The following is a 13298-nucleotide window of genomic DNA, read 5'->3' as shown; positions in this document are numbered from 1 at the left end:
CGTTTCGCGTTTCAGCCATGCGTCGCGTGGCTGTCCTGCGGCGCCTCGGCCCGGTCCTCCATGCCGTAGTCGCGCAGCACCTGGCAGACCCGCAGCCGATAGCCCGCGAAGATGCCCTCGCGCCCGGCCTTCTGTGCGCCGCGATGCGCGGCGAGGGTCCGCCAGCGCTGCACCGCCGCCTCGTCTTCGAAGAAGCTGAGCGAGAGCAGCTTGTCGGGGTTGGTGAGGCTCTGGAAGCGCTCGACCGAGATGAACCCTTCGACCTCCTCGACCATGGGACGCATGGCGGCGGCGATGTCGAGGTATTGCTCCTTGCGCCCTTCGGCGGGGATGACCTCGAAGATGATTGCGATCATGACTGTCTCCTCTTTGTCGGCCAGCTTTCCGGCCCAGAGGCGCGGTTTGCAAGCCGGTAGCGGGGCGTGCCTGCCGCGCGGTGCCCGGTTTGGCAGGGGGCACTTGCGTATTTGAAAAGAGAAGAAGGTGCAGGGCGCGGCGCCGAGGCAGGGCGGCGGCGGCCTGCCGGGGGTCGCGCCCGGGGGTTGATCTCTGCGGCGCGCGCATGGCAAAGCGCGGGCTTTCGCGGTCGGGCGGTTCCCGGCCAGCACGATCCGCTTGCCGCGCGGGGGTTTGACACGTATCCGCAAGGCTGGCCCGCTTGCCCAAGTGCGGGGGCCGTGCGACCCTTCCCGCCGGAGGACCCCAGTGATGACCGAGACGATGAGCCGATCCGAAACCAGCCTTGTGCCGCAGCTCCACGAGCCGCGCAATCCGGGCATGCCGCTCGACATGGACCGGGTGATGCGCGCAACCGCCAACCGTTCGGCGATCGAGCGCCGCGCCGCGACCCTGCCCGGGCGGCGCTCGGTGAAGAAGGACTACCAGGCGGCCTGGCTCGCACGGGCAATTTCCTGCATCGATTTGACCACGCTTGCGGGCGACGACACGCCGGGACGCGTGGCGCGGCTCTGCGCCAAGGCACGACAGCCGGTGCGGGCGGATCTCCTCGACGCGCTGGGGCTCGAGGGGCTGACCGTGGGCGCGGTCTGCGTCTACCACGACATGATCGCCCCTGCCGTCGAGGCGCTCGAGGGCAGCGGCATTCCGGTGGCGGCGGTCTCGACGGGTTTTCCGGCGGGGCTCTCACCCTTCCATCTGCGCGTCGCCGAGATCACCGAGAGCGTCAAGGCCGGTGCCAGGGAGATCGACATCGTCATCTCGCGCCGCCACGTGCTGACCGGTGACTGGCAGGCGCTCTACGACGAGATGCGCGCCTTTCGCGAAGCCTGCGGCGAGGCGCACGTGAAGGCGATCCTCGCCACCGGCGAGCTGGGCACGCTGCAGAACGTGGCGCGGGCGTCGATGGTCTGCATGATGGCGGGCGCCGATTTCATCAAGACCTCGACCGGCAAGGAAAGCGTCAACGCCACGCTGCCGGTCAGCCTCGTGATGATGCGCGCCATCCGCGAGTACCACGAGGAAACCGGCTATCGCGTCGGTTACAAGCCGGCGGGCGGCATCTCCAAGGCCAAGGACGCGGTGACCTACCTGGCGCTGGTCAAGGAAGAGCTCGGCGACCGCTGGCTGCGGCCGGACCTCTATCGCTTCGGCGCCTCCTCGCTGCTGGGCGACATCGAGCGGCAGCTCGAACATCACGTGACCGGGGCCTATTCGGCCTCCTGGCGCCACGCCACGAGCTGATGGCGCATCTGCGGAACTGGAGACGACGGACATGAGCGTGAAAGAGATCTTCGAGAGCATGGATTATGGACCCGCGCCCGAGAGCGCCGCGGATGCGCTGAGCTGGATCGTGGATCAGGGCTCGCGCTTTGGGTGCTTCATCGATGGCGGCTTCACCAAGCCGGGCAAGACCTTCGAAAGCCGCAATCCCGCCACCGGCGAGGTGCTGGCCGAGGTGACGCAGGCGACGCAGGGCGATGTCGATGCGGCGGTCAAGGCCGCGCGCGCGGCGCAGCCGGGATGGGCCAAGCTGGGGGGCAAGGGCCGGGCGCGCTTCCTCTACGCGCTGGCGCGGCTGGTGCAGAAGCATTCGCGGCTGCTGGCGGTGCTGGAAACGCTCGATAACGGCAAGCCGATCCGCGAGAGCCGCGACATCGACATCCCCCTCGTGGCGCGGCACTTCTACTATCACGCCGGCTGCGCGCAGCTGATGGACGCCGAGTTGCCGGGGCAGGAGCCGCTGGGGGTCTGCGGCCAGATCGTGCCGTGGAACTTCCCGCTGCTGATGCTCGCCTGGAAGATTGCCCCGGCGCTGGCCATGGGCAACACCGTGGTGCTGAAGCCCGCCGAATGGACCTCGCTGAGCGCGCTGTGCTTTGCAGACCTCTGCCAGCAGGCGGGTCTGCCCAAGGGCGTGGTCAACATCGTCACCGGCGACGGCGCCGTGGGCGAGATGATCGTGGGCGCAGAGGTCGACAAGATCGCCTTCACCGGCTCGACCGAGGTGGGCCGCAAGATCCGTGCGGCCACCGCCGGCAGCGGCAAGTCCCTGACGCTCGAGCTGGGCGGCAAGTCGGCCTATGTGGTGTTCGAGGATGCCGATCTCGACAGCGCGGTCGAGGGGCTGGTGGATGCGATCTGGTTCAACCAGGGGCAGGTCTGCTGCGCCGGCTCGCGCCTTCTGGTGCAGGAGGGCATCGCCGAGCGCTTCCACGACAAGCTCAAGGCGCGGATGGACAAGCTGCGCCTGGGCGATCCGCTCGACAAGTGCATCGATATCGGGGCCATCGTCGATCCCGAGCAGAAGGCGCGGATCGAGGCGCTGATGCAGAAGGCCGTGGGCGAAGGCGAGGTCTACACAGGCTGCGCCGCGCCCGAGGGCTGCTTCATCGCCCCGACGTTGGTTACCGGCCTCTCCCCCGCCTCGCTGCTGATGCAGGAAGAGATTTTCGGCCCGGTGCTTGTCTCGACCACCTTCCGCACGCCGTCGGAGGCGGTGCAGATCGCCAACAACACGCGCTACGGGCTGGCCGCCTCGGTCTGGTCCGAGAACATCAACACCGCGCTTGATATTGCGCCGAAACTCGAGGCCGGGGTGGTCTGGGTCAACGGCAGCAACATGTTCGATGCGGCGGCGCCCTTCGGCGGGCTGCGCGAGAGCGGTTTTGGCCGGGAAGGCGGCTGGGAGGGCCTCGCGGCCTATACCCGCCCCGCCGGCAAGGCCGCGTCGCTAAAGAAGGTCGAGGCCTTCGCGGGCGAGAAGGCCGAGCCGCAGGACGTCGATCGTACCGCCAAGCTCTACATCGGCGGCAAACAGGCGCGGCCCGACAGCGGCTACGCGCAGAACATCTACGACCGCAAGGGCCGACTGCTGGGGCAGGCGCCGATCTCGTCGCGCAAGGACATCCGCAACGCCGTCGAAGCGGCGCGGGGCGCGTCGGGCTGGTCCTCGGCCACGGCCCACAACCGCGCGCAGGTGATCTACTTCATCGCCGAGAACCTGCAGGCGCGGGCGGGGGAGTTCGCGGCGCGGATCGATTCCATGACCGGCGGCAACGGGGGCGCGGCAGAGGTCGAAGCCTCGGTCGACCGGCTCTTCACCTATGCGGCCTGGGCGGACAAGTACGAAGGGGCGGTGAAACCCGTGCCGCTGCGCGGCACCGCGCTGTCGCTGCGCCGACCCACCGGCGTGATCGGTGCCTTCTGCCCCGACGAGGCGCCGCTGCTGGGGCTCGTGTCGGTCATGGCCCCGGCCATCGCCATGGGCAACCGCGTGGTGCTGGTCGCCTCCGAGCCCTTCCCGCTGGCGGCGACGGATTTCTACCAGGTGCTCGACACCTCGGATCTGCCGGGCGGGGTGGTCAACATCCTCACCGGCCCGCACGAGGAGCTTGCGCCGACGCTTGCCAGCCACATGGACGTCGAGGCGGTGTGGAGCTTTTCGTCGTCGGACCTGTCTAAGACCCTCGAGGCGGGTGCCGCGGGCAACCTCAAACGCAGTTGGGTGAACGACGGCAACGCCCGCGATTGGGCCTCGGCAGCGGGGGAGGGCGAGAGCTTCCTCGAGGCGGCGACCGAGGTTCAGACGGTGTGGATCCCCTGGGGCGCCTGAGCGGCGCCCCGTCCCGGAGCCCGAGTCGCGTGTGGGGCGCCTTGTCGCGCCCCACCGTTTTAGGCGTTGAATCAGCCTGCTGTCCCGGATAAGGGGCGATCTTTCGCCGCAACGTTGAGAAAAGCCCTCTCCGATGCTATCTTATAAGGGCCCGGCGCCGGGGTCACATTCGGCGCGTGCCATGAAGGAGGACAATGTCCTGTCACTTACTGCCGATGCGGCCGGTGCCGCTGTTGCGGGGATGCCCATGAGCGGGCTGCCCCACACCGAGGTCACGAGCGAGCTTATTCTTGCCGCCGTCCTCAAGTCTCTCGACGACAACAAGGCGGAAGAGACCGTGCAGATTGACCTGCGCGGCAAGACCTCCGTCTGCGACCATATGGTGATCTGCTCGGGACGTTCGTCGCGACAGGTGGCCGCGATCGCGCAGAAGCTCGCCGAGGATCTGAAACATGAGCTGGGCGTCCTGTGCAAGACCGAGGGCGAAGAGACCGGCGACTGGGTGCTGATCGACGCGGGCGACGTGATCGTCCACGTGTTCCGGCCCGAGGTCCGCGAGTTCTACCAGCTCGAGAAGATGTGGATGCCGCTGGGCAAGGTGGCCCAGAGCGCGACCTGACCGGGAGCGCTTATGCGTGTGCACCTCTGCGTCGTGGGCCGGCTTCGGTCTGGCCCCGAGCGCGATCTGATTGACGATTACCTCAAGCGTTTCGACCGCACCGGGCGGGCGCTTGGCCTGGGGCCGGTGACGGTCACCGAGGTCGAGGACCGCAAGGGCGGCGGCATGGCCGCCGAGGCGGCGCTGCTGCGCAAGGCGATTCCTTCGGGAGCCCGGCTGTGCATCCTCGATGAGCGCGGCAAGCTGATGAGCTCGCCGGACTTCGCGCAGCGGCTCGGCGAAATTCGCGATGGCGGCACGGGCGATCTGGCCTTCGTCATCGGCGGGGCGGATGGACTCGATCCCTCGCTGCGGGCCGAGGCCGACATGGCGCTGAGCTTCGGCCATATGGTCTGGCCGCACATGCTGGTCAGGGTCATGCTGTCCGAACAGCTCTACCGCGCAGCGTCCATTTTGGCAGGCAGCCCTTACCACCGCGTATGACTTTGTGCCGATGTCGATGTCGGCAGGTTCCCGCCTATAGGGCGACTCGCCCACGGCGAGAATCCGCGCGAACGCAAACCCCGCGTTGCAAACACCGAAATCCCTGATTTAGCTGCACTTATCGCACCGTCGCGCAGCTGTGAAGACGAGCGAGGTTGACTGCCCTTTCTACTGTCCCTGCCGGCTCCCCCGCCGGTCCCGGGTAGTTCAACGGCCCCGGAGTTTCCCCGAACTCCGGGGCCTTCCCATGTCCGGGGGCGCGTTGGGGCTCTGCTCCGGGATCAGCTATAGGCGATGACCAGCAGAACCGCTCCGAGGATCACCCTGTAGATCACGTAGGGGGTGAAGCTCACCGAGCGCAGCAGTCGCATCATGAGCGTCAGGGCCAGCAGGGCCGAGACAAAGGCGAAGCCCGCGGCGATGGCGCCGTCCTTGGCCGCCTGCGCATCGGCAGTGCCGATGACCTCGGCGCCGAGCAGCACACCCGAGGCAAAGATCGTCGGGATCGACATGAGCATCGAGATCTTCGCCGCGTCATGGCGCTTGTAGCCGAGCTGGCGCGCGCCGGTGATGGTGATGCCCGACCGCGAGGTGCCCGGAATCAGCGCCACCGCCTGCCAAAGGCCGAGCTTGACCGCGTCCTTCAGGTTCCAGTCCGCTTCGGTCTTCACCTCAGGGCCCTTCTGGTCGGCCCACCAGAGCACGATCCCGAAGATCAGCATCGTCCAGCCAATCACCGCGATCGAGCGCAGCATGTCCGACAGGCCGGTGATGTTGAGGATCAGCCCGACGAGGATCACCGGCACCGTGGCAACGGCGAGCAGGAAGGCGAGCTTGGAGCCGGGCGTATCGATCTTGCCGGTCAGCATGCGCGGGATGCCCGCGAGCCCCTCGCGCACGTCCGACCAGAAATAGAGCACCACCGCAAAGAGCGTACCGACGTGCACCGCTACGTCGATCACTTGCCCCTGGTCTTCCATGCCGGTCAGCCCGGGGAGGAGAATCAGGTGACCGGAGGAGGAAATCGGGAGAAACTCGGTGATGCCCTGGATGAGCGCGAGAATAATCAGTTGAGACAGGGGCATGGACGCAGGTCTCCGCTTGGATAGCCACTTTTGCTATAGATTCTTGGATTTCAGGGGGAAAGAGGCAATTTGGTCCGTTTCCGGACCTATTTTTTGACTGAAATGGTGGGCGTCAGGCGCCAACGAGCAGAATTTTATCATTATAGGTCAGCATGTATGACTTTTATTCCGTTTCGACTTTAAGTAAGGAAGCCCGACCGATTGATTTGCTTGGAGACAAGGCATCATGGCAAAGCAACCCATGCTGAAATTCGTGAAGATCGAGCGCGACATGCCCGAGAAGCGGGAGGCGAGTGTCCGCAGCCACGACTTCGACGAAATTTACGCTGAGTTCGCAAAGGCCAAGGCCGAAGAGCAGGCGAGCCGCTGCAGCCAATGCGGTGTGCCTTATTGCCAGTCCCATTGCCCGCTGCACAACAACATCCCCGACTGGCTGAACCTCACCGCGACCGGCCGTCTGGAAGAAGCCTACGAGATCAGCCAGGCCACCAACACCTTCCCGGAAATCTGCGGCCGCATCTGCCCGCAGGACCGTCTGTGCGAAGGCAACTGCGTGATCGAACAATCTGGTCACGGAACCGTGACCATTGGCTCTGTCGAAAAATACATCACCGACACCGCCTGGGAGCAGGGCTGGGTGAAGCCCGCCGCACCCGCGGTCGAGCGCGCCGAGAGCGTCGGCATCATCGGTGCGGGCCCGGGCGGGCTTGCGGCCGCCGACATGCTGCGCCGCGCAGGTGTGCAGGTCATCGTCTATGACCGCTACGATCGCGGCGGCGGCCTTCTGACCTATGGCATTCCGGGCTTCAAGCTCGAGAAGGACGTGGTCATGCGCCGCATCAAGCAGCTCGAGGACGGCGGCGTGCGTTTCGTCTTCAACTGCAATGTCGGGCAGGACATGAGCTTCGACGAGATCCGCGACCAGCATGACGCGGTGATCATCGCCACCGGCGTCTACAAGTCGCGCGACTTGCGTGGTCCGGGCGCTGGCGCCAAGGGCATCGTCAAGGCGATCGACTATCTCACCGCCTCGAACCGCACCGCCAACTTCGGCGACACCGTGCCCGAGTTCGAAAGCGGAGAGCTGAACGCCAAGGGCAAGAAGGTCGTGGTCATCGGCGGCGGCGACACCGCCATGGACTGCCTGCGCACCGCGATCCGCCAGGGCGCCGAGAGCGTGAAATGCCTCTACCGCCGCGACCGTGCCAACATGCCGGGAAGCCAGCGCGAGACCGCCAACGCCGAGGAAGAAGGCGTGCAGTTCGAGTGGCTGACCGCGCCGAAGGGTTTCAAGGGCGACGAGGTCGTCGAGGCGGTGATGGTCCAGAAAATGCGCCTCGGGCTGCCCGACGCCACCGGCCGCCAGTCGCCCGAGGTGATCGAAGGCGCCGACTACGAAGAGCCCGCCGACCTGGTGATCAAGGCGCTCGGCTTCGAGGCCGAGGACCTGCAGACCCTTTGGGGCGCGCCAGAGCTGGAAGTCACCCGCTGGGGCACCGTGAAGGCCGAGTTCACCTCGGGCCGGACCGGGCTGCCGGGCGTCTATGCCGTGGGCGACATCGTGCGCGGTGCCAGCCTCGTGGTCTGGGCGATCCGTGACGGCCGCGACTGTGCCGAGCACGTGCTCAAGGACTTCGAAAAGCTCGCCGCGATCGCCGCCGAGTAAGGCCCACCTCCCCAGCACATCCCATGCACATGGGGCGTGCATCCCTTGAACCTCACGTCCGAACAGAGGTCAGCACTGCTGACCCTTGCCGAAAAAGGAGCGGTGCATGACGCAGAAGACCGGACAATGCCTTTGCGGCGCGGTGCGCTTCACCGTGACCGAGTGCGGCAATTTCGGCGTCTGCCATTGTGAGCAGTGCCGCCGCTGGGCCGGATCGGCGCTCTTTGCAGTGAACGTGCCCGAGACGGCGATTGAGATCGAGGGCGCCGAGGCGATCCGCAGCTTCCGCAGCTCGAGCTGGGCCTCGCGGCATTTCTGCGGCACCTGCGGCTCGGTGCTCTGGTACCGCTACGACAAGGGTGAGGACGGGGCAGGAGAGTACGAGGTCTGCCTCGGGCTGCTCGACGATGGCAACGGCTTCGAGATGAAGAGCGAGATCTTCGCCGACGAAAAGCCCGACAGCTGGGGCCTCACCGGGGCCCATCCGAAATACACCCGCGCCGAGACGCTGAAGAAATTCGGGGCGGACGTCAGCGGCGCCTGAGCCGCAAGACCGAACAAGCGGCGCCTGAGCCGCAAGACAGATTTCCGGCGCGATGAGGCGCCATCTCATTCGGCGCGACCTGCGCCAGCCACGTATCCCGGCCGTGCAAGCGGCCTTCCATGGAGGTGCTAAGCCATGACCACTTTCGACGCCAACTGGGTTGCCGCAGAGGAAGCCAAGCGCAAGTGGATGGAGGAGAACGGCCTGTTCCGCGAAGAGCATGAACACTCTTCCTGCGGCGTCGGCCTTGTGGTCTCCATCGACGGGAAACCGTCGCGCAAGGTTGTCGAGGCGGGCATCACCGCGCTGAAGGCCATCTGGCACCGCGGCGCCGTGGACGCCGACGGCAAGACCGGCGACGGCGCGGGCATCCACGTGCAGATCCCCGTCAGCTTCTTCTACGACCAGATCGAGCGCACCGGCCACGCGCCGCGCAAGGACGAGCTGATGGCCGTCGGCCAGGTCTTCCTGCCGCGCACCGACTTTGCCGCGCAGGAAACCTGCCGGACCATCGTCGAAACCGAAGTGCTGCGCATGGGCCATTACATCTACGGCTGGCGCCACGTGCCGGTGAGCGTGGACTGCCTTGGCGAAAAGGCCAACGCGACCCGCCCCGAGATCGAGCAGATCCTCATTTCCAACGCCAAGGGCGTGGACGAGGAAACCTTCGAGCGCGAGCTCTACGTCATCCGCCGCCGCATCGAGAAGGCTGCGGCCGCCGCGGGCATCAACGGGCTCTACATCGCCTCGCTGTCGTGCCGGTCGATCATCTACAAGGGCATGATGCTGGCCGAGCAGGTCGCCGTCTTCTACCCGGACCTGCAGGACGAGCGCTTCGAATCCGCCTTCGCGATCTACCACCAGCGTTATTCCACCAACACCTTCCCGCAGTGGTGGCTGGCCCAGCCCTTCCGGATGCTTGCCCACAACGGCGAGATCAACACCATCAAGGGCAACACCAACTGGATGAAGTCGCACGAGATCCGCATGGCCTCGGCGACCTTCGGAGAGATGGCCGAGGACATCAAGCCGATCATCGCGACCGGGGCATCGGACTCCGCCGCGCTCGATGCGGTGTTCGAGGTGCTGGTCCGCGCCGGGCGCAACGCGCCGATGGCCAAGACCATGCTGATCCCCGAGGCCTGGTCGAAGCAGGCGGTGGAACTGCCGCAGGCCTGGCTCGACATGTATTCCTACGTCAACTCGGTGATGGAGCCCTGGGACGGCCCGGCGGCGCTCGCGATGACCGACGGCCGCTGGGTCTGCGGCGGTCTCGACCGCAACGGCCTGCGCCCGATGCGCTATGTCGTCACCGGCGACGGGCTGCTAATCGCGGGCTCCGAGGCGGGCATGGTCCCGGTCGACGAGTCGACCGTGCGTGAAAAGGGCGCGCTTGGCCCGGGCCAGATGATCGCCGTCGACATGGAAGAGGGCAAGCTCTACCGCGACACCGAGATCAAGGATCGCCTCGCCTCGTCCCAGCCTTTCGGCGAATGGGTCGGCAAGATCACCGAGCTCGACGAGAGCCTCGGCAAGGTCACCGAGAAGCCGCTCTTCTCGGGCGCCGAGCTGCGGAAGCGCCAGATCGCCGCGGGCTACAGCATCGAGGAACTCGAGCAGTCGCTCTCGGCCATGGCCGAGGACGGCAAGGAAATGCTCGCCTCGATGGGCGACGACACGCCCTCGGCGGTTCTGTCCAAGAAGTACCGCCCGCTCAGCCACTTCTTCCGCCAGAACTTCAGCCAGGTGACCAACCCGCCGATCGACAGCCTGCGCGAATTCCGCGTGATGTCGCTCAAGACCCGCTTCGGCAACCTCAAGAACGTGCTCGACGAGAGCTCGGCGCAGACCGAAATCCTCGTGCTCGACACGCCCTTCGTCGCCAACGCGCAGTTTGACGAGCTGACCCATCACTTCGCGCAGGGCCTGGTCGAGATCGACTGTACCTTCCCCGCCGATGCCGGCGAGGGCGCGCTGCGTGACGGGCTGGCCCGCATCCGGGCCGAGGCCGAGGATGCCGTGCGCTCGGGCGGCGGCCACATCGTGCTGACCGATCATCACCAGGGCGATGGCAAGGTCGCCATGCCGATGATCCTCGCCACCTCGGCCGTGCACAGCTGGCTGACCAAAAAGGGTCTGCGGACGTTCTGCTCGCTGGGTGTGCGCTCGGCGGAATGCATCGACCCGCATTACTTCGCGGTGCTCGTCGGCTGCGGCGCGACCATCGTGAACCCCTATCTGGCCGAGGACAGCATCGCAGACCGCATCTCGCGCGGCCTGATCGAAGGCACCCTGACCGAGGCCGTGGCACGCTACCGCGAAGCCATCGACCAGGGCCTGCTGAAGATCATGTCGAAGATGGGCATCTCGGTGATCTCTTCCTACCGCGGCGGTCTCAACTTCGAGGCCGTGGGCCTGTCGCGCGCCATGTGTGCCGAGTATTTCCCCGGCATGCTGTCGCGGATCTCGGGCATCGGCGTGCACGGCATCCAGCAGAAGGCGGAAGAGGTCCACGCGCTTGGCTTCAAGGGGGGCCGCGACGTGCTGCCCATCGGCGGCTTCTACAAGGCCCGCAAGTCCGGCGAGACCCACGCCTGGGGCGCGCAGAACATGCACCTGCTGCAGGCCGCCTGCAACAAGGCCAGCTACGAGCTGTGGAAGACCTACTCCAAGGCGATGCGGGCCAACCCGCCGATCCACCTGCGCGACCTGCTGGACATCAAGCCGATCGGCGAGGCGATCCCGCTCGAGGAGGTGGAATCCATCACCTCGATCCGCAAGCGCTTCGTGACGCCGGGCATGTCGCTGGGGGCGCTCTCGCCCGAGGCGCACAAGACGCTGAACGTCGCGATGAACCGCATCGGCGCCAAGTCCGACAGCGGTGAGGGCGGCGAGGATCCGGCACACTTCGTGCCCGAGCCGAACGGCGACAACCCCTCGGCGAAGGTCAAGCAGGTGGCCTCGGGCCGCTTCGGCGTTACCGCCGAGTATCTCAATCACTGCGAGGAACTCGAGATCAAGGTCGCGCAGGGCGCCAAGCCCGGCGAGGGCGGCCAGCTGCCCGGCATGAAGGTGACCAAGCTGATCGCCCGTCTGCGCCACTCGACCGAGGGCGTGACGCTGATCTCGCCGCCGCCGCACCACGACATCTACTCGATCGAGGACCTCGCGCAGCTGATCTACGATCTCAAGCAGATCAACCCGCGCTGCAAGGTGACGGTGAAACTGGTGGCCTCTTCGGGCGTCGGCACCATCGCCGCGGGCGTTGCCAAGGCCAAGGCCGACATCATCCTGATCTCGGGCCACAATGGCGGCACCGGCGCCTCGCCGGCGACCTCGATCAAATACGCGGGTCTGCCGTGGGAGATGGGCCTGACCGAGGCGCATCAGGTGCTCGCGATGAACAAGCTGCGCGACCGCGTGACGCTGCGCACCGACGGCGGGCTGCGCACCGGGCGTGACATTGTCATGGCCGCGATGCTCGGCGCCGAGGAGTTCGGCATCGGCACCGCCGCGCTGATCGCCATGGGCTGCATCATGGTCCGCCAGTGCCAGTCGAACACCTGCCCGGTGGGCGTCTGCACCCAGGACCCCGAGCTGCGCGACAAGTTCACCGGCAATGCCGAGAAGGTGGTGAACCTGATCACCTTCTACGCCACCGAGGTGCGCGAGATCCTGGCCTCGATCGGGGCGCGTTCGCTCAACGAGGTGATCGGCCGCGCCGACCTCTTGAGCCAGGTCAGCCGGGGTGCCGAGCATCTCGATGACCTCGACCTCAATCCGCTGCTGATCCGTGTGGATGGGGCCGACGACATCGTCTACGACCGCAACAAGGGCCGCAACGAGGTGCTCGACACGCTCGACGCCGAAATCGTCCGCGACGGCAGCCGCTTCCTGCAGGACGGCGAGAAGATGCAGCTTTCCTACGCGGTGCAGAACACGCACCGCACCGTGGGCACGCGCACCTCGAGCCATATCGTCAGCAAGTTTGGCATGCGCAACGCGCTGCAGCCCGACCACCTGCACGTCAAGCTCACCGGCTCTGCCGGCCAGTCGCTGGGTGCCTTCGCGGCTCCGGGGCTCAAGCTGGAAGTGTCGGGCGATGCCAACGACTATGTCGGCAAGGGCCTGTCTGGCGGCACCATCGTGGTGCGCCCGCCGATGATGTCGCCGCTCACCGCGTCGAACAACACGATCATCGGCAACACCGTGCTCTATGGCGCCACCGACGGCTACCTCTTCGCCGCCGGCAAGGCGGGCGAGCGCTTCGCGGTCCGCAACTCGGGCGCGAAAGTGGTGGTCGAGGGCTGCGGCACCAACGGCTGCGAGTACATGACCGGCGGCACCGCCGTGATCCTCGGCCCGATCGGCGCCAACTTCGGCGCCGGCATGACCGGCGGCATGGCCTATCTCTATGATCCAGAGGGACTGTCCCCGGACCTGATGAACATGGAGAGCTTGGTGACCTGCCCCGTGACCGAAGCGCATTGGGAAGCCGACCTCAAGGCCCTCGTGGAGCGTCACGCGACCGAGACCGGCAGCCGCAAGGCGCTCGATATCCTGCAGAACTGGGAGCGCGAGAAGGCCAACTTCGTGCAGGTCTGCCCGACCGAAATGCTCAACAAGATCCCGCACCCGCTGGGCATCGAGAGCGATGTGGCGGTGCCGGCGGAATAAGCCCGCCCGCTTGTGGAAAGCCGAAGCGCCCGGACCCGAGGTCCGGGCGTTTTCCGTTCCGTCCCGACGCAGAGTGCTTTTCCGCGCGCGCGCGGACGTGTAGATCTGCGCCATGGCGCGAGCAGCAAAGACGACCAAAAGCAAATCGAAGA

9 protein-coding genes are annotated in these 13298 nt (G+C 66.5%); 7 read left to right on the top strand and 2 right to left on the bottom strand.

The window, feature by feature from the left end; all coding sequences use genetic code 11:
- Positions 1-11: 11 nt before the first annotated feature.
- Positions 12-356 carry an antibiotic biosynthesis monooxygenase gene (locus G0D83_RS03515; protein WP_164189549.1) on the bottom strand — a complete coding sequence of 115 codons (345 nt, stop codon included), beginning with the start codon at positions 354-356 and terminating at the stop codon, positions 12-14.
- A 352-nt stretch (positions 357-708) separates the two neighbouring features.
- Between G0D83_RS03515 and deoC the strand changes: the two genes are divergently transcribed.
- The 4 genes from deoC (at position 709) to rlmH (ending at position 5174) form a co-directional block, all read left to right on the top strand.
- Positions 709-1701: a deoxyribose-phosphate aldolase gene (gene deoC / locus G0D83_RS03510; protein ID WP_203594852.1), complete on the top strand. Its 993-nt coding sequence runs from the start codon at positions 709-711 to the stop codon at positions 1699-1701.
- Positions 1702-1732: 31 nt separating this feature from the next.
- On the top strand, positions 1733-4072 hold the full coding sequence (locus G0D83_RS03505; protein ID WP_164189547.1) for an aldehyde dehydrogenase family protein: 2340 nt from the start codon (positions 1733-1735) through the stop codon (positions 4070-4072).
- 247 nt (positions 4073-4319) lie between these two features.
- On the top strand, positions 4320-4691 hold the full coding sequence (rsfS, locus tag G0D83_RS03500) for a ribosome silencing factor (protein ID WP_108968335.1): 372 nt from the start codon (positions 4320-4322) through the stop codon (positions 4689-4691).
- Positions 4692-4703: 12 nt separating this feature from the next.
- Positions 4704-5174: a 23S rRNA (pseudouridine(1915)-N(3))-methyltransferase RlmH gene (rlmH, locus tag G0D83_RS03495; RefSeq protein WP_164189545.1), complete on the top strand. Its 471-nt coding sequence runs from the start codon at positions 4704-4706 to the stop codon at positions 5172-5174.
- 281 nt (positions 5175-5455) lie between these two features.
- Here the strand turns inward: rlmH and G0D83_RS03490 are convergent, their stop codons facing one another.
- The gene (locus G0D83_RS03490) at positions 5456-6259 is read right to left on the bottom strand and encodes an undecaprenyl-diphosphate phosphatase (protein ID WP_108968339.1); all 804 of its coding nucleotides are present in this window, start codon (positions 6257-6259) and stop codon (positions 5456-5458) included.
- Positions 6260-6485: 226 nt separating this feature from the next.
- Here G0D83_RS03490 and G0D83_RS03485 point away from each other — a divergent pair, with 226 nt between their 5' ends.
- From G0D83_RS03485 to gltB, 3 genes are all read left to right on the top strand, one after another.
- Entirely contained in the window at positions 6486-7925 is a 1440-nt protein-coding gene (locus tag G0D83_RS03485; protein WP_164189543.1) for an NAD(P)-dependent oxidoreductase, read from the top strand.
- A 106-nt stretch (positions 7926-8031) separates the two neighbouring features.
- Positions 8032-8469: a GFA family protein gene (locus G0D83_RS03480; protein WP_108968343.1), complete on the top strand. Its 438-nt coding sequence runs from the start codon at positions 8032-8034 to the stop codon at positions 8467-8469.
- Between the two features lie 135 nt (positions 8470-8604).
- Complete coding sequence (gene gltB / locus G0D83_RS03475) at positions 8605-13146, top strand: glutamate synthase large subunit (RefSeq protein ID WP_108968345.1); 4542 nt, start codon at positions 8605-8607, stop codon at positions 13144-13146.
- Positions 13147-13298 lie beyond the last annotated feature (152 nt).

Source organism: Salipiger sp. PrR003 (genome assembly GCF_010500785.1).
Taxonomy (GTDB): Bacteria; Pseudomonadota; Alphaproteobacteria; order Rhodobacterales; family Rhodobacteraceae; genus Salipiger; species Salipiger pacificus_A.
This window is presented reverse-complemented; position numbering and strand designations above follow the sequence as displayed.